This window comes from Rhizobium sp. NPDC090279 (genome assembly GCF_044769665.1).
GTDB lineage: Bacteria > Pseudomonadota > Alphaproteobacteria > Rhizobiales > Rhizobiaceae > Rhizobium.
This window is the reverse complement of the sequence record NZ_JBIVYI010000010.1, coordinates 34,787-50,190: the sequence shown is the minus strand read 5'-3', so window position 1 is coordinate 50,190 and position 15,404 is coordinate 34,787. Positions and strand designations below refer to the sequence as shown.

At 59.5% G+C, this 15,404-nt stretch carries 17 protein-coding genes; 11 read left to right on the top strand and 6 right to left on the bottom strand.

Annotated elements, in window-relative coordinates:
* The first annotated feature begins 8 nt into the window (after window positions 1–8).
* From ctaD to ACIQWP_RS24125, 5 genes are all read left to right on the top strand, one after another.
* Complete coding sequence (ctaD, locus tag ACIQWP_RS24145) at window positions 9–1,703, top strand: cytochrome c oxidase subunit I (RefSeq protein WP_402793064.1); 1,695 nt, start codon at window positions 9–11, stop codon at window positions 1,701–1,703.
* Between the two features lie 58 nt (window positions 1,704–1,761).
* Window positions 1,762–2,721, top strand: a complete 960-nt coding sequence (locus ACIQWP_RS24140) for a heme o synthase (protein WP_402793062.1) — start codon at window positions 1,762–1,764, stop codon at window positions 2,719–2,721.
* Window positions 2,718–2,858, top strand: a complete 141-nt coding sequence (locus ACIQWP_RS24135; RefSeq protein ID WP_015339051.1) for a hypothetical protein — start codon at window positions 2,718–2,720, stop codon at window positions 2,856–2,858. Before ACIQWP_RS24140 ends, ACIQWP_RS24135 begins: the two co-directional genes overlap by 4 nt.
* A gap of 9 nt (window positions 2,859–2,867) precedes the next feature.
* On the top strand, window positions 2,868–3,476 hold the full coding sequence (locus ACIQWP_RS24130) for a cytochrome c oxidase assembly protein (protein WP_402793060.1): 609 nt from the start codon (window positions 2,868–2,870) through the stop codon (window positions 3,474–3,476).
* 63 nt (window positions 3,477–3,539) lie between these two features.
* Window positions 3,540–4,418, top strand: a complete 879-nt coding sequence (locus ACIQWP_RS24125) for a cytochrome c oxidase subunit 3 (protein ID WP_402793058.1) — start codon at window positions 3,540–3,542, stop codon at window positions 4,416–4,418.
* Window positions 4,419–4,481: 63 nt separating this feature from the next.
* Here ACIQWP_RS24125 and ACIQWP_RS24120 read toward each other — a convergent pair whose 3' ends face one another.
* Window positions 4,482–5,132: a chloramphenicol phosphotransferase CPT family protein gene (locus tag ACIQWP_RS24120; protein WP_402793056.1), complete on the bottom strand. Its 651-nt coding sequence runs from the start codon at window positions 5,130–5,132 to the stop codon at window positions 4,482–4,484.
* 148 nt (window positions 5,133–5,280) lie between these two features.
* On the opposite strand from ACIQWP_RS24120, the gene ACIQWP_RS24115 reads away from it, so the two are divergent.
* From ACIQWP_RS24115 to rnhA, 5 genes are all read left to right on the top strand, one after another.
* Window positions 5,281–5,700 carry a DUF983 domain-containing protein gene (locus ACIQWP_RS24115; RefSeq protein ID WP_402793054.1) on the top strand — a complete coding sequence of 140 codons (420 nt, stop codon included), beginning with the start codon at window positions 5,281–5,283 and terminating at the stop codon, window positions 5,698–5,700.
* Window positions 5,669–6,454 (top strand): SURF1 family protein, encoded by a 786-nt coding sequence (locus ACIQWP_RS24110; protein ID WP_402793052.1) that lies wholly within the window; start codon window positions 5,669–5,671, stop codon window positions 6,452–6,454. The genes ACIQWP_RS24115 and ACIQWP_RS24110 overlap by 32 nt, the downstream gene beginning before the upstream one ends.
* Window positions 6,455–6,559: 105 nt before the next feature.
* Window positions 6,560–7,567 carry a 4-hydroxy-3-methylbut-2-enyl diphosphate reductase gene (ispH, locus tag ACIQWP_RS24105; RefSeq protein WP_402793050.1) on the top strand — a complete coding sequence of 336 codons (1,008 nt, stop codon included), beginning with the start codon at window positions 6,560–6,562 and terminating at the stop codon, window positions 7,565–7,567.
* A 211-nt stretch (window positions 7,568–7,778) separates the two neighbouring features.
* Entirely contained in the window at window positions 7,779–8,744 is a 966-nt protein-coding gene (locus tag ACIQWP_RS24100) for a homoserine kinase (RefSeq protein ID WP_402793048.1), read from the top strand.
* A complete protein-coding gene (gene rnhA / locus ACIQWP_RS24095) occupies window positions 8,741–9,181 on the top strand; it encodes a ribonuclease HI (protein WP_402793046.1) in 441 nt (146 codons plus the stop codon). Before ACIQWP_RS24100 ends, rnhA begins: the two co-directional genes overlap by 4 nt.
* Window positions 9,182–9,396: 215 nt before the next feature.
* On the opposite strand, the gene ACIQWP_RS24090 is transcribed toward rnhA, so the two are convergent.
* On the bottom strand, window positions 9,397–11,829 hold the full coding sequence (locus ACIQWP_RS24090) for a tetratricopeptide repeat protein (RefSeq protein WP_402793044.1): 2,433 nt from the start codon (window positions 11,827–11,829) through the stop codon (window positions 9,397–9,399).
* A gap of 456 nt (window positions 11,830–12,285) precedes the next feature.
* Here ACIQWP_RS24090 and ACIQWP_RS24085 point away from each other — a divergent pair, with 456 nt between their 5' ends.
* Entirely contained in the window at window positions 12,286–12,594 is a 309-nt protein-coding gene (locus tag ACIQWP_RS24085; protein WP_402793042.1) for a Dabb family protein, read from the top strand.
* Window positions 12,595–12,661: 67 nt separating this feature from the next.
* Here the strand turns inward: ACIQWP_RS24085 and ACIQWP_RS24080 are convergent, their stop codons facing one another.
* Genes ACIQWP_RS24080 through ACIQWP_RS24065 form a run of 4 tightly spaced genes read right to left on the bottom strand, consistent with a single transcriptional unit; the run spans window position 12,662 to window position 15,363 of the window.
* A complete protein-coding gene (locus tag ACIQWP_RS24080; RefSeq protein ID WP_402793040.1) occupies window positions 12,662–13,564 on the bottom strand; it encodes a metal ABC transporter solute-binding protein, Zn/Mn family in 903 nt (300 codons plus the stop codon).
* A gap of 19 nt (window positions 13,565–13,583) precedes the next feature.
* Window positions 13,584–14,456, bottom strand: a complete 873-nt coding sequence (locus tag ACIQWP_RS24075) for a metal ABC transporter permease (protein ID WP_402793038.1) — start codon at window positions 14,454–14,456, stop codon at window positions 13,584–13,586.
* On the bottom strand, window positions 14,453–15,238 hold the full coding sequence (locus ACIQWP_RS24070; RefSeq protein WP_402793036.1) for a metal ABC transporter ATP-binding protein: 786 nt from the start codon (window positions 15,236–15,238) through the stop codon (window positions 14,453–14,455). The genes ACIQWP_RS24075 and ACIQWP_RS24070 overlap by 4 nt, the downstream gene beginning before the upstream one ends.
* Window positions 15,235–15,363 carry a hypothetical protein gene (locus ACIQWP_RS24065; RefSeq protein WP_402793035.1) on the bottom strand — a complete coding sequence of 43 codons (129 nt, stop codon included), beginning with the start codon at window positions 15,361–15,363 and terminating at the stop codon, window positions 15,235–15,237. Before ACIQWP_RS24065 ends, ACIQWP_RS24070 begins: the two co-directional genes overlap by 4 nt.
* Window positions 15,364–15,404: the final 41 nt, after the last annotated feature.

Here is a 15,404-nt window from a genome sequence, read left to right as displayed (position 1 = left end):
TAGGAACAATGGCTGGATCTAAGGCACACGACGATCACTCCCATGATCTTCACGACGCCCATGCGCATGACGATCATCACGAACACAAGCAGAGCTTTGCGGATCGCTGGCTGTTTTCGACGAATCACAAGGACATCGGCACGCTCTATCTGATCTTCGCGATCTTCGCGGGCGTGATCGGCTTCCTCCTGTCGGTTGCCATCCGCATGGAATTGCAGGAACCCGGCATCCAGATCTTCAGTGGTCTGGCGTCGATGGTCTACGGCTTTTCGGGCGATGCCGCGATCGATGGCGGCAAGCAGATGTACAACGTCTTCGTGACGGCCCACGCGCTGATCATGATCTTCTTTATGGTCATGCCGGCGATGATCGGCGGCTTCGCCAACTGGATGGTGCCGATCATGATCGGCGCGCCTGACATGGCTTTCCCGCGCCTGAACAACATCTCCTTCTGGCTCATCGTTCCCGCCTTCCTGCTTCTCATCCTCTCGATGTTCGTCGAAGGCCCTGCGGGTGCTTACGGCGCGGGCGCGGGCTGGACGATGTATGCGCCTTTGTCGGGGACCGTCGGTCATCCCGGCCCGGCGATCGATCTGGTGATCTTCGCGCTGCATCTTGCAGGCGCTTCGTCGATCCTCGGTGCCATCAACTTCATCACCACGATCCTCAACATGCGCGCTCCTGGCATGACGCTGCATAAGATGCCGCTTTTTGCCTGGTCGGTGCTGATCACGGCGTTCCTGCTGCTCCTGTCGCTGCCGGTGCTTGCTGGCGCCATCACCATGCTGCTGACCGACCGCAACTTCGGCACGACCTTCTTCTCGCCGGAAGGCGGCGGCGACCCGCTGCTCTACCAGCACCTGTTCTGGTTCTTCGGCCATCCGGAAGTCTACATCCTGATCCTGCCCGGCTTCGGCATGATCAGCCACATCATCTCGACCTTCTCGCGCAAGCCGATCTTCGGTTACCTCGGCATGGCCTATGCCATGGTGGCGATCGGCGCGGTCGGCTTTGTCGTCTGGGCTCACCACATGTATGTGACCGGCCTCTCGCTCGACACGCAGCGCTACTTCGTCTTCGCCACGATGGTCATCGCCGTCCCGACGGGCGTCAAGATCTTCTCGTGGATCGCAACGATGTGGGGCGGTTCCATAGAGTTCCGCACGCCGATGATTTGGGCGCTCGGCTTCATCTTCCTGTTCACGCTCGGCGGCGTTACCGGCGTTCAGCTCGCCAATGCCGGTCTCGACCGTGAATTGCATGCGACCTACTTCGTGGTCGCGCACTTCCACTACGTGCTGTCGCTCGGCGCCGTCTTCGCCATCTTCGCCGCCTGGTACTACTGGTTCCCGAAGATGACCGGCTACATGTACAACGAGCGGATCGGCAACTGGCACTTCTGGATCACCTTCATCGGTGTGAACATGGTGTTCTTCCCGCAGCACTTCCTCGGCCGCGCCGGCATGCCGCGCCGCTACATCGACTATCCGGATGCCTATGCGGGCTGGAACTTCGTCTCCTCCATCGGCTCCTATGTCGCAGCCGTGGGCCTTTGCTTCTTCTTCTGGGGCGTTATAGATGCATTCGCCAAGAAGCGCGCTGCGGGCAACAATCCCTGGGGTGACGGCGCAACCACGCTCGAGTGGCAGCTTTCGTCGCCGCCGCCGCACCACCAGTGGGAAGAGCTGCCGCGCATCAAGTAGCCTGTTTCCGGACGCCGTGCTAAGCGGCGTCCGGCCCAACTGATAATTGGAAGAAAGAATGACGGTCATCGACAATCACGAAGCGCTCGTAAAGCAAGGCGAAGCCGGCCTGTCGGAAGCGAGTGCGCGCGATTATTTCGAGCTTCTGAAGCCGCGCGTGATGTCACTGGTCGTGTTCACCGCCTTCACCGGCCTGGTGCTGGCGCCTGGCCATATCAACCCGGTCCTTGGGTTCATCGCCATTCTCTGCATAGCGGTGGGTGCCGGCGCATCCGGTGCCCTGAACATGTGGTATGACGCCGACATCGATGCTGTCATGAGCCGCACGGCGCGCCGTCCGATACCGTCGGGCCGCATCAACCCGTCGGAGGCGCTGGCTTTCGGCCTGGTGCTGTCGGGCTTCTCGGTGGTAATCCTCGGCCTTGCCGTCAACTGGCTTTCCGCCGGCATTCTCGCCTTCACGATCTTCTTCTATGCCGTCGTCTATACGATGTGGCTGAAGCGCTCGACGCCGCAGAACATCGTCATCGGCGGTGCTGCCGGCGCCTTTCCGCCCGTTATCGGCTGGGCTTGCGTCACGGGCAGCGTGCCAATCGAGAGCATCGTGCTCTTCCTCATCATCTTCCTCTGGACGCCGGCGCATTTCTGGGCGCTGGCGCTCTTCAAGATGCGCGACTACGAAGCCGTCGGTGTGCCGATGCTGCCGAATGTCGCGGGCATCCCGACGACGAAGAACCAGATTGTTATTTATGCCGTGCTGACCGCGATCGTCGGCGTGGTGCCTGCCTTCATGGGCTTCGCCAGCCTGGGTTATGGTGTCGCCGCCACAGCGCTGGGTGTCATCTTCGTACACTGTTCCATCGCCGTCTGGCGGATGGCCGATGGCGACGAAAAGATGGTGCCGGCAAAGAAGCTCTTCGCCTATTCCATCTTCTATCTTTTTGCGATCTTCTCCGCGCTGCTCATCGACAGGCTCATCGCCGTGCTGATGTCGGGTGGTGTTGGAGGCTGGCTATGATCGAGCTTGTCAAATTGACGGAAGCGCAGAAGAAATCGCGGCGAGGGCGCAATATCGCGCTCGGACTGGTGTTGGCCGGCCTGGTGGTCCTGTTTTATGCGATCACTATCATCAAGGTCGGCTCCGGACACGTTTGAGGAGGCGTGATGGGGGAGGCAAAGAAAAGCGCGGGAACGGGTGGCCGTAACAACGGCCTGGTCGTTGCCATGTGCCTGAGCTTCGTCGTCGGCATGAGCGCCATGTGCGCCGCCGCAGTGCCGCTCTATCGCATGTTTTGCCAGGTTACGGGCTACAACGGCACGACGCAGCGCACCGAGCAGGTGTCGAACGTCATTCTCGACAAGCAGATCCAGGTTTCCTTCGACGCCAACGTCGCCCCCGGTCTGCCCTGGGATTTCAAGCCGATACAGAAATCGGTGAACCCGAGGATCGGCGAGACGATCGAAGTTAAGTTCCTGATCGAGAACAAGTCCGACAAGATGGAGCGCGGTCAGGCGATCTTTAACGTCACGCCGCTCGAAGCCGGCGTCTATTTCAACAAGGTCCAGTGCTTCTGCTTCAACGAAACAGATCTTGCGCCAGGGGAAAAACGCGAGATGCCGGTGGTTTTCTACGTCGATCCTGAGATCGCCAAGGCAGTGGAAACCAAGTCGATCAGCGCGCTGACACTGTCCTACACCTACTACCCACGGGACGGCGCAAAGCCCGTGGCATCGAATGAGGGCGCCGTGCAAGCGGCGGAAAAGAAGCTTTGATGGAGAGTGCTTTTCGGTTTGACCGGAAGCAATATGGGAAAAAGTTATTCGGGGATTGCTGATATGGCCGAAGCGCATCAGAGAAAACACGACTATCATATTATCGATCCGAGCCCATGGCCGATCGTCGCGGCCATCGGGGCTTTTGTGATGACCTTCGGTGGCGTTGGTTTCATGCGTTACCTCAACGGTGGCACGCTGCACCTGTTCGGGTTCAATTGGGCACATCCCTGGCTGTTCTTCATTGGCCTCGCCGTAGTCCTCTACGTGATGTACGGCTGGTGGTCGGACACGATCAAGGAAGCGCATGAGGGCGCGCATACCCGCGTCGTGTCGCTGCATCTGCGCTACGGGATGATCATGTTCATCGCCTCCGAGGTGATGTTCTTCGTCGCCTGGTTCTGGGCCTATTTCGATGTCAGCCTGTTCCCGAACGAGGCGATCCAGGCATCGCGCACGGCCTTCCTCGGCGGCCAGTTCCCGCCGAAGGGCCTGGAAGTCCTCGATCCCTGGCACCTGCCGATCTACAACACCATCATCCTGCTCTTGTCCGGCACCACGGTTACGTGGGCGCACCACGCGCTGCTGCATGGTGACCGCAAGGGGCTGATCCAGGGCTTGACGCTGACCGTCCTGCTCGGCGCCTTGTTCTCCTGCGTGCAGGCCTATGAATACGCGCATGCGCCGTTCGAGTTCAGAAACTCGATCTATGGCGCGACCTTCTTCATGGCGACCGGCTTCCATGGTTTCCACGTTCTGGTCGGGACGATCTTCCTGCTGGTCTGCCTGATCCGTGCCATCCGGGGCGATTTCACGCCGAAACAGCATTTCGGCTTCGAGGCGGCCGCCTGGTACTGGCACTTCGTCGACGTCGTCTGGCTGTTCCTGTTCTTCTGCATCTACATCTGGGGCAGCTGGGGCGCGCCGCTCGCGGCCGGCTGATCGGCATCGATCTTTCGATAGGAAAAGGCGGGCGCCTTGCGCCCGCCTTTTGCTTTTGTGCGTTCAATCGCTTGAGGCGATCCTCTCGAACGCAGTCGGATGGAGAAGGCCCCTAGCAAGCAACAGCCGGATTTCCTCGGCGCAGCCTTCAGGACTGCTGACCGACGTATCGACCTCCAGATCATAGATCCCGGGCCGATGGACATGCTCCTGCCAGGCGATAATCGGCGCAGGGATTGGCATGCCGGCTTCAACCGCAACATAGCCGCCTTGCCTTTCCGGCCCTTCCGCCAGACGCCGTTGCATGATGACATCAAGCGGACAGCGCACGCCGACGAACAACGCGGGCAGTCCCGCCAACAGCCGGGCACAGTCGCCAAGGATGCTGAGTGGCTGCGAATGACTGTCGTGATGTCCGAATTCGGCGACCACATTCAGCCCCATTCGGCTATGCGCGGCGATCGAGGCATAGAGTGCGGCATAAAAGCGCGGAACCAGCGGCTCGAGGTCAGGCCGCTCGCCGCCGGGGCGCAAGCCGATACCCGGGCGATAGCGCGCAGGCGTGATCTGTCGCACATAGGCGTCGACCCCGAGATTGACCCACACGCCCTCGAATTCAGCCTGTATGACCTCGACGATGCTGCTTTTTCCGGATCGCGGCGCACCGTTGAGAATGACGATCTGGCCGGGCGATGTGCCTTTGCTGAATGCCACGATTCAAGTCCTTTCTGCATGCTTTCCAGGCCGATGAGGAGGGCATCCGAGCTTTTCGATTGGACGGATGCGCGCATCGCGGTTACTGATGGTGGCGGGGCGAGGTCGATATGTTCGCCCGTAATGGCAGGCCGATCGAGACAGAACTTTGAGCTCAGAGCAAGACAAGACGCCAGACGAGGCATCCCATAGTGACAGCGCCCTCTTTGCGCCCGTCGATCCGTTCAAGGTCGGCATTAGGGGATGTTGCCCGCGCTGCGGCCAGGGCAAGCTCTTCGATGGATTATTGTCGATAAAGCCGCGCTGCACCGCCTGCAATCTCGATTATGCCTTCGCCGACGCGGGCGATGGTCCGGCCGTCTTCGTCATCCTGATCGTCGGCTTCATCGTCATCGGCCTGGTCCTGTGGATGCAGATCAATTACGCGCCGCCGGTCTGGGTCTATATCGTGCTGTTCGCGCCGCTGACGATTATTCTGTCGCTTTTGTCGCTGCGCTGGTGCAAGGGCATCCTGATCGCCCTGCAATATCGCAACAATGCCAGCGAAGGACGCGTCCATCGTGACTGAAACGAGCGTATCGGTCCGTCGCGCCAATCCATTCTGGCAGATCGGCAAGGCGCTGCTCCTGTTTGTGGCATTCGCTATCCTGATCGGGCTCGGCACATGGCAGGTCGAGCGGCTGCAGTGGAAGGAAGGCCTGCTGGCCGATATCGCGGCGCGCAAGGATGCGCCCGCCGTCCCCTTGTCGGCAATCGAAGCGATGGCGGCGTCGGGCGGCGACATCGAATATCGCGTCGTGACGGCCACCGGCCATTATCTGAATGACAAGGAGCGGCATTTCCTTGCCACCTATGACGGCGATCCCGGCTTTCATGTCTATACGCCGCTGCAGCTCGACGATGGCCGCTACCTCTTCGTCAACAGGGGCTTCGTGCCCACCGAGGCCAAGGAATCCGAAAAGCGCAAGCCGGGTGAACTGGCCGGCGAACAGACCGTCACCGGCCTCGCGCGCGCCAAACTCACCGACCGGCCAGATGGCATGCCGGACAATGATCTCGGCAAGAACATCTTCTTCTGGAAGGATCTGGATGTCATGGTGGAGAGCGTCGGATTGCCGAAGGACAAGGTGCTGCCCTTCTTCATCGACGCCGACAAGACGCCCAATCCGCAAGGTCTGCCGATCGGCGGCGTCACCATCATCGATCTGCCGAACAATCATCTCCAATATGCCGTGACCTGGTATGGCCTGGCGGTGGCGCTGGTTGCGATCGTTGCGATTTCCTGGTGGCGCAAGCATCATCCGGACGCGCCCTCACAATAGAGGCATGCAATAGAATAGCTTCATTTCGATGGAATATTCCGCTAGAGCAGGCGGCAGGGCGCTCCTATCTATGGCTGAGCCACTGCTGCGGATTTCGGAAGAGACATGAATATAGCCGTTTCCAAACCTGACCTGACCATCCGGCTTTGCGGGCCGCGCGGCTTTTGTGCCGGCGTCGATCGCGCCATCCAGATCGTCGTTCTGGCGCTGAAGGCCTATGGCGCGCCTGTTTATGTCCGCCACGAGATCGTCCACAATCGCTACGTCGTCGAAGGGCTCGAAGCCAAGGGCGCCATCTTCGTCGAGGAGCTGGACGAGATCCCGGCCGAACATCGCGCCCAGCCCGTGGTCTTTTCAGCACATGGCGTGCCGAAATCCGTGCCGGCCGATGCCGACCAGCGCAATCTCTTCTATCTCGATGCCACCTGTCCGCTGGTCTCCAAGGTCCACAAGCAGGCCATGCGCCACAATCGCCTTGGCCGCCACGTCGTCCTCATCGGCCATGCCGGGCACCCGGAAGTGATCGGCACCATGGGCCAGCTGCCCGAGGGCACCGTATCGCTGATCGAGACGGTGGAAGATGCCGACGTCTATCAGCCCGTCGATCCCGACAATCTCGGTTTCGTCACGCAGACGACACTTTCAGTCGACGATACCGCCGGCGTCATTGCGCGGCTGCAGGAACGCTTCCCCAATCTCACGGCACCGGCCGCAGACTCCATCTGCTACGCCACCACGAACCGCCAGGAAGTGGTGAAGGAGGCAGCGCCAGGCTGCGATCTCTTCCTCGTCGTCGGTGCGCCGAACTCTTCCAATTCCAAGCGCCTCGTCGAAGTGGCGCTGCGGGCAGGGGCGAAACAATCCGTCCTCGTCCAGCGCGCTTCCGAGATCGATTGGGACAACATCGGCGATATCAGGACGGTTGGCCTCTCGGCTGGTGCATCTGCGCCAGAAGTCATCGTCAACGAGATCATCGAAGCCTTCCGCGCCCGTTATAATGCTGTGGTGGAACTCGCTGAAACTGTGAAGGAAACCGAGAATTTCCTCGTCAATCGCGAGCTTCGCAGTATAGAGCTGACGACGGCGGATATGGCTTTCGTCAACGGAGAATGAGAGGGCCACCCCGTCCTTCGAGGCCTTGCCGCTTGCGCTGACGCTGCATCGGCAAAGCACCTCTGGATGAGGTGGACGAGAGTTTCGACGCCAGGCGCCCAAAGATCAGCCCTCATGGTGAGGAGGCCCTGCTGAGCTTGTCGAAGTGGGGCCGTCTCGAACCACGAGAGCGGGTGGTTGCGGTGGTCGGCGTGTATCAAGGGAATAATTCGTGGCTGTTTATACCGATATTACCGAAGACGATTTGAAGTGGTTCCTGACTGAATATGATGTCGGCGAGTTGCTCTCCTACAAGGGCATTGCCGAGGGCGTCGAGAATTCCAACTTCCTCTTACACACGAGCCGCGATCCGCTGATCCTGACGCTTTACGAAAAGCGCGTCGACAAGGGCGACCTGCCGTTTTTCCTGGGCCTGATGCAGCACCTGGCAAGCCGCGGTCTGTCCTGCCCCTTGCCGCTGCCGCGTAAGGATGGCGAGCTGCTCGGCCATCTCTCCGGCCGTCCTGCTGCACTCATCTCCTTCCTTGAGGGGATGTGGTTGCGCAAGCCCGATGCCAATCATTGCCGGGAGGTCGGCAAGGCTCTGGCCGCCATGCACGTTGCCGGCGAGGGCTTCGACATTCGCCGCCCGAATGCGCTGTCGCTCGAGGGCTGGCAGGGGCTTTGGGAAAAGTCCGAGGCGCGCGCCGACGAGGTCGAACCCGGCCTGCAGGACGAGATCCGCGGCGAACTCGATTTTCTTGGGCGGCACTGGCCGAAGGATCTGCCCGAGGGCGTCATCCATGCCGATCTTTTCCCGGACAATGTCTTCTTCTTAGGCGACACGCTCTCCGGGCTGATCGATTTCTATTTCGCCTGCAACGATCAGCTCGCCTACGACGTTTCGATCTGCCTCAACGCCTGGTGCTTCGAGAAGGATCACGCCTACAACATCACCAAGGGCATGGCGTTGCTCGAGGGCTATCAAAGCGTGCGGCCGCTGAGCCCGGCCGAAATCGCCGCCTTGCCGACACTTGCGCGCGGCTCGGCGCTGCGATTCTTCCTGACGCGTCTCTATGACTGGCTGACGACGCCGGCCGGCGCGATGGTCACCAAGAAGGACCCGATCGAATATCTGCGCAAGCTGCGCTTCCACCGCCAGATCGCCTCTGCTGCCGAATACGGGCTGAAGGCATGAAGCACGTCGATATCTTTACCGACGGCGCCTGCTCCGGCAATCCCGGCCCCGGCGGCTGGGGCGCGGTGCTTCGCTATGGCGAGGTGGAAAAGGAACTCTCCGGCGGCGAGGCTGACACCACCAACAACCGCATGGAGCTGCTGGCGGCGATCTCGGCGCTGTCAGCCCTGAAGAGCCCTTGCGAGGTCGACCTCTACACCGACAGCGTCTACGTCAAGGACGGCATCACCAAATGGATCTTCGGCTGGAAGAAGAACGGCTGGAAGACCGCTGACAAGAAGCCGGTGAAGAATGCCGAGCTCTGGCAGGCGCTGGACGAGGCCTATAACAGGCACAAGGTGACGCTGCACTGGGTGAAGGGCCATGCCGGCCATCCGGAGAATGAGCGGGCGGATGAGCTGGCGCGCAAGGGGATGGAGCCGTTTAAGAGGAGGTAGAGGGTTGGGTGTTTTTGGGCGCGATTGGGACGAGCGACGGCGCATTTTGAGGTGCGAACGCCGATGGGTTCGTACTTGGTAACGGCTTCGCGCCAATTGTGGATTTCTGGGCTTCTTTGACATTCGGTTTTATGTCAGCCTTCGCGGGGCGTCCAAATGTCACAACGTAGATTCACTGTTGCGCTACCTGGGGGGCGAAAAGCAAAACGGAGTTTTCAATTTCGTCCAGAACTGACCTTTCCAATGATTCGTGCGATTTCGGCGTCCGTCATACTAACGGCAAACTGGTTGAGCAGTCCCATGGGCTTACTGGCAGCTTTGAGTGCACGTGCATAGGTTTCAGACAACATGGGGACATAGACCCCCCAGTTGGTGACAAACTCCGGGTCGGACTTGGTCTGGTCCATTTCGCTAAGGGTCCGTTCAGCAGCCCTTTGACCACCATGTATTGCTATCAGTCGCCATCTTTCGATTCGGAGAAGCGGTCGCGGGTCGGCGTCCAGGGCTTGATCCATGTATTCGATTGCCCCAGCATAATCCCCTTCGAATTCTGCCTCTTCCGAACGAACTTCGAAATGTGCGCTATTGACACCGGGGTTTTTGGCTAAGTCTTCAAGGGCATCGCGGTAGAGTTTGTCGATGTTCTTTGGCTTATCTCGCAGGGTCTCCGAACCGCGATATTTCCAGTGCAAGTATACCCGGGCGAGACACATCAGGCTGAAGATCGTGCGACGTAGTTCTACATAAGCCAGTGAGTAGCGCTGTGCTTTAGCGAAATCTGGAAAAGGAGTTCGCAGGATGCAGGAGATCAGCGGACGGTAGGTGTGTTCGAGGCGTGAGTCCTTACCTTGATTGAGATTCAGCGCAGTTTCATAGCATTTAATTGCATCGAAGAATTCACCTTTGAACTCATAGACATTGCCACGAAGAAACGCCGCAATAGACTTTGTACGGTGATCATTGCCCAGCAACTGAATGCATTTTTCCGACACGCTGAACTTTCTTAGTCGCGTGGCACTCAAACAATAATAGCGGATGATCTCGACGCGCGTGGTTTGGGAAAATTCTGTTCGATGCTCGAACGCTTTCTTCAAAAGTCGATAGGCGGCATCGCGACGGTTCGCATGATAGAGCCGTACACCTGCCTGCAACCAATGTGCCGCCGAGACAAATCGTGCGATGCTGTCGGGGAGTTGACCCTCGCCTGAAATAAGGGCCGCCTGGATACGGCTTTCTATCCGGGTAAACTCGTGGTCCTGGGTCTCGAACTCGGGGGGATTTGAAACGAATTCTCTCGCAGCCTGCCAGAACCAATCAACCAATTCCGGCTGAATCAAACTGCGGTTCAGCCGGTTTGCAAGCAGCGGATTGAGGCGATAGAGACTGTCCGCCTCCCTTTCAATAAGACCATATTCGAGTAGCTTTCCCAGAACTCTGAGTATTGGCCTACTAGGCTTTACGACGCGTTCTAGGTCTGCGACGTCACAGGGCGAGACGTCATTAAGGAAGATCAGCGTTCTCTGTTCGTCCGGAAACTCAGCAAGCTGAGCGAAGGCCCAGCGTGTATATACAGTCATCTGCTCGACCATCGGAGAGCCCTCGGCGGCGATCAGAGCATCAAGCTGATCAAGATCGTCGATATTCGAAGCCGCTCGAACCAGCGAGACCAAGAAGCCGACGTTCCCACAAGCCGCAGAGACTATCTGATCGACTAAGTCATCTGTCCACCGCTCGGTGTGGGGGTCAAAGTGGCCCACGAGTTGATAGCAATAATCTCTTAGTACGTGTTCATCGATTGTAGGGACTCGTTTGGTTTCGATCCGCCCGCGACAGCGGACCCGCCGTTCGACTGGAAGCGGCACTTGCGAGATAATAAAGAGCTTGCCTCGGGTTGCTGGCTCAAGCGCATTGACCACATCGTCGAGCCATTCCGGCAGTTCGATCCTTTCTTCGACGATGCGTCCATGTCGCAGTATCAGATAATTCCCCGCCTCAATGACTTGCTCGATCGCCGCCGCAACTTCGTTTATCTCGCTCGTGAATGTCGAACCTTGAAGCTCTTCAAGTCGCCGTTGTCTCGCGCCAAGCGCTTCGCTTTCAATTCGAAGGAGGAGCTGCCTGGGAAGGGTCGCCTCATTTACTTCAATGGTGACCCCACGACCGTTGGGAACAAAGTCGCGATTGTATTCACGAACGATTGTTTCGCGGCCTATTCCATTGAAGCCAGACACCCAAGCCGCTGGAAAGAATTTAAAACGATCATTCGGCAATTGCAGTGACGCCCGCATAGACTGAAGCAATTCGGGTCGCGGCAGGCGAGGATGGTTAGGGACAAGGAGAGGCTCGGAAACCCGCGAGACGAGTTCAATCGCATGGTCAATGGATACGTTTTCTTGCGAGGTCCGGAAGTCTAACGCGCTTCTCAGCGAGGCGAACACCTCTTTCGTGCTTTCGGGAAAGTCATCTGTCCAACTAAGGGGGCAGTCATCGAGCCGCAAGACCAGTGGACGCAGCCGTCCACTATCCAATAAACCCGCAGCCTGCTTTATCTCCCGAATGCACCCCGCCGCCTCGAGGTATTTTCGTGACCAAAAGATTACGATGATTTTCGCTCGCGGAAGCTCAAGCTGCGAAATCTCATCCCACATATGTGCGGATTCCTCTCCCGTTTTGGAGTAGAGATAAATCCAGTCGTCAGGGAACTGCTTCCAGACCTTTTCGGCAAAGTCTATCTCAGTACTCGAAAACGAGAAGAAGATCGGGAACGCTTTTTTTTGGTCATCGAGAATCTTTCGTGGTGATCAACATTCAAGAGTGCAGACCGTCGCGGAAGTTGCAACTGCTTTTTCGAGACCTAAAGAGTTCCCGCTTTCGATAGGTAGTCGACTTTGAGGCTTTCAGCTCAGCGTACCAGCGCTATCAAACATGCAGCCAATAGCCGCTTCCCGCTCAGCTTTGTCATTCGCGACATTGAAGCGGACGTCTGCAAAGGGTCAAACGCAGCCATTGCGGCGGGTGTTGCAGAGATGTGAACATCACCACCCCCACCTTGCCCCATCCCCCTTTCCCTCTATGCTGCCCCCGACACCCAGGGAGGCTGACTTATGATCCTGCATTGCGTTTTTCTCCGGCTCAAATCCGCCATGACACAGGATGAGAAGAAATCCCTCTTCGAATCCGTGGTTGCCTTGCAGCAGGTCGTTCCCGGCGTTGTCGATGTGAAATACGGGCCGAATGTCTCGCCCGAGGGTCTGCATGGCGGTTTTGCGGATGGCTTTGTCGTCACCTTCGAGAGCGCCGAAGCGCGCGATGCCTATCTGGTGCATCCCGATCACGTCGCCGTCGGCGAGCGCATCGTTTCGTCCACGGATGGCGGTCTCGCCGGGCTTATGGTCTTCGACTTCAATCTCTGAATAGAAAAGGGCCGCAGGCGAAACATACCTGCGACCCGGATTGCCTGATGCCTGTCTGGTTGACGGCTCAGCTCGACTTCGCCATCGCGGCGGCCAGCTGATCAACGTTATAACGGAACATCTTTTCGTAAGTCGAAGCCGGTCCGTTGGCCTTGGAGAGGGCCTCGACATAAAGCTCGCCGCCCGGCTCCGCGCTCGTAGCCTTGGCGACCTGCTTGACGAGGCGCGGATCGTTCGAGTTTTCGAAGAAATAGGTCTTCACATGCTCGGTCTTGATCTGCTCGATCAGCTTGGCAACGTCGGCGGCCGAGGCTTCCGTCTCCGTCGAAAAGCCGAGCGGGGCGAGGAAGCTCACTTTGTATTCGCGGCCGAAATAGCCGAAGGCGTCGTGGCTGGTCAGCACCTTGCGGCGGTCGTCGGCGATCTTGTCGAACTTGCTGTGGGCATAGGCGTCGAGCTCGGTCAGCACCTTGGTATAGCGTTCGGCATTGGCCTTGAAGTCGGCGGCGTCGGCGGGATCGGCCGCGGACAGCGCCTTTTCGATATTGCCGACCCAGACCTTCACATTGACCGGGCTGTTCCACACATGCGGGTCGGTGACTGTCTTGCCGTCGTCGACCATGGTGCGTGTGTTGATGCCATCCGAGGCGACGACGGGCGTGCCCTTGTAGCCGGATGCGGTGATCAGGCGGTCCATCCAGCCTTCCAGGCCTTCGCCGCTGACGAAGACGACCTTCGCGGCGTTGAGCTTCTTGGCGTCGGCCGGCGACGGTTCGAATTCATGGGGGTCGCCGTTCGGGCCGACGAGGCTCGATACCTTCACATGGTCGCCGCCGACCTGCTTGACGACATCGGCAAGCACGGTGAAGGAAGCGACGACATCAAGCGTCTCGGCGGAAGCCGGGCCGGCGACGCCGAAGGCGACGAAGGCTGCCGCAGCGGCTGAGAGAAGCAGTCTCTGTTTGTTCATGCGAGTCTCCTTGTTCGAATTAGCCCCGGAGATGGGGACGGGGGAAGAACCGCCGGGCAACGCCCGAGGGTGCGAAGAGGATGGAGAAGCCGTAGATCAGGCTCGCGGTGATGATGATGGTCGGGCCCGAGGCGAATTCGAGGTGGTAGGAGGCGATGAGGCCGATATAGCCCGAAGCAATCGCCGTCGCCGTAGCGGTCGCCATCATCGCGGGCAGGCTGCGCGACCAGAGCTGCGCGATCGCCGCCGGCAGCATCATCAGGCCGACGGCCATCAGCGTTCCGAGCGCCTGGAAGCTCGCGACGAGATTGAGCACGACCAGCAGCAGGAACAGGAAGTGGTAGACGGGCCCGCGCCCACCGACGGCGCGCAGGAAGCCGGGATCGAAGCACTCCATGACCAGCGGCCGGTAGATGACGGCAAGCGCCAGCAGCGTTACTGTCGTGATTGCGCCAATCTGGTAAAGCGCAGGCGCATCGATCGCGAGGATGGTGCCGAAGAGCACATGCAGCAGATCGATATTGGAGCCGCGCAGCGACACGATGAGCACGCCGAGCGCCAGCGAGGTCAGATAGAAGCTCGCAAAGCTCGCATCCTCCTGCAACACCGTCACGCGGCTGACAAGGCCGGAGAGCAGCGCCACCGAAAGGCCGGCGACGAGCCCGCCAAGCCCCATGGCGGTCAGCGACAGCGAGCCGGCAATGAGATAGCCGATGGCAGCCCCCGGCAGGACGGCGTGGCTCATGGCGTCGCCCATCAGGCTCATGCGCCTGAGCATCAGGAAGACGCCGATCAGCCCGGAACCGAGGCCGAGGCAGACGCAGGCGATGAGCGCGCGCCGCATGAAGCCATAGTCCGCAAAGGGCGCCAGGAAGATATCATAGGCGGTCATTCGGCCGGCTCCCGCTTCGTGAGGGAGCGGGGGGCGGGTTCTTCATCTTCGGGCAGGCAATCCTCGGCCTCGTCATCCCAGCGCTCGGCCATGGCGCGCGCCTTGATGAGGTTTGCCGGGCTCATGACATCCTGTGTCTTGCCCCAGCCGATCAGTTCGCGGGCAATCAGCAGCGTCTGCGGGAAATGGGCGCGCACCTGCTCGAAATCATGCAGCACGGCGATGACGGTGCGTCCTTCCTTGTTCCAGCGCAGCACGAGGTTCAGCAGGTCGCCGGTCGTCCTCTGGTCGATGGCGGTAAAGGGTTCGTCCAGCAGGATGACGCGGGCGTCCTGCAGCAGCAGCCGCGCGAAGAGGACGCGCTGGAACTGCCCGGCCGAAAGCGCGCCGATATGGCGGCGTTCGAAGCCCGAAAGCCCGACAATATCGAGCGCCTCGCGCGCGCGGTCGGCATCCTTTCGCGAGAACTGGCCGAAGGCGCCGGCATTCTTCCACGCGCCGAGCATGACGGTGTCGGCAACCGAAATCGGAAAGCGGCGGTTAATCTCGGCCGCCTGCGGCAGATAGCCGAAATCGTTGCGCGTTAGCGCACCGCGATCGATCGACCCACCCGCCGGCCTGAGTTCGCCGACGATCGCCTTGAGCAAGGTCGACTTTCCCGCCCCGTTCGGCCCGGCGATTGCCGTCAGGCTGCCGGCGGCAAAAGCGCCAGAGATATGATGCACGGCCGGATGGCGCTCATAGGTGACAGTGAGATTTTTGAGGTGGATCAGCTCGTTCATGCCAGAGCCACCGCCCAGCCTATGGCCGCCCAGAGTATCGCGATGCCGACGGCCACATAGGCAAGGCGCATCAGGGCCGAGCGTCCCATGAGGGAGGACGCGAAGGGATCGTTATCGAAGGGCATGCGAGGGGCTTTCAATTATGTAATAACATTACACGTTGTAG

Bases quoted from the DNA above. Each gene is read 5' to 3' on its own strand.
- ctaD (WP_402793064.1), top strand. From the start codon at position 9: ATGGCTGGATCTAAGGCACACGACGATCACTCCCATGATCTTCACGAC.
- ACIQWP_RS24140 (WP_402793062.1), top strand. From the start codon at position 1,762: ATGACGGTCATCGACAATCACGAAGCGCTCGTAAAGCAAGGCGAAGCC.
- ACIQWP_RS24135 (WP_015339051.1), top strand. From the start codon at position 2,718: ATGATCGAGCTTGTCAAATTGACGGAAGCGCAGAAGAAATCGCGGCGA.
- ACIQWP_RS24130 (WP_402793060.1), top strand. From the start codon at position 2,868: ATGGGGGAGGCAAAGAAAAGCGCGGGAACGGGTGGCCGTAACAACGGC.
- ACIQWP_RS24125 (WP_402793058.1), top strand. From the start codon at position 3,540: ATGGCCGAAGCGCATCAGAGAAAACACGACTATCATATTATCGATCCG.
- ACIQWP_RS24110 (WP_402793052.1), top strand. From the start codon at position 5,669: ATGCCAGCGAAGGACGCGTCCATCGTGACTGAAACGAGCGTATCGGTC.
- ispH (WP_402793050.1), top strand. From the start codon at position 6,560: ATGAATATAGCCGTTTCCAAACCTGACCTGACCATCCGGCTTTGCGGG.
- rnhA (WP_402793046.1), top strand. From the start codon at position 8,741: ATGAAGCACGTCGATATCTTTACCGACGGCGCCTGCTCCGGCAATCCC.
- ACIQWP_RS24090 (WP_402793044.1), bottom strand. From the start codon at position 11,829: ATGTGGGATGAGATTTCGCAGCTTGAGCTTCCGCGAGCGAAAATCATC.
- ACIQWP_RS24085 (WP_402793042.1), top strand. From the start codon at position 12,286: ATGATCCTGCATTGCGTTTTTCTCCGGCTCAAATCCGCCATGACACAG.
- ACIQWP_RS24080 (WP_402793040.1), bottom strand. From the start codon at position 13,564: ATGAACAAACAGAGACTGCTTCTCTCAGCCGCTGCGGCAGCCTTCGTC.
- ACIQWP_RS24075 (WP_402793038.1), bottom strand. From the start codon at position 14,456: ATGACCGCCTATGATATCTTCCTGGCGCCCTTTGCGGACTATGGCTTC.
- ACIQWP_RS24070 (WP_402793036.1), bottom strand. From the start codon at position 15,238: ATGAACGAGCTGATCCACCTCAAAAATCTCACTGTCACCTATGAGCGC.
- ACIQWP_RS24065 (WP_402793035.1), bottom strand. From the start codon at position 15,363: ATGCCCTTCGATAACGATCCCTTCGCGTCCTCCCTCATGGGACGCTCG.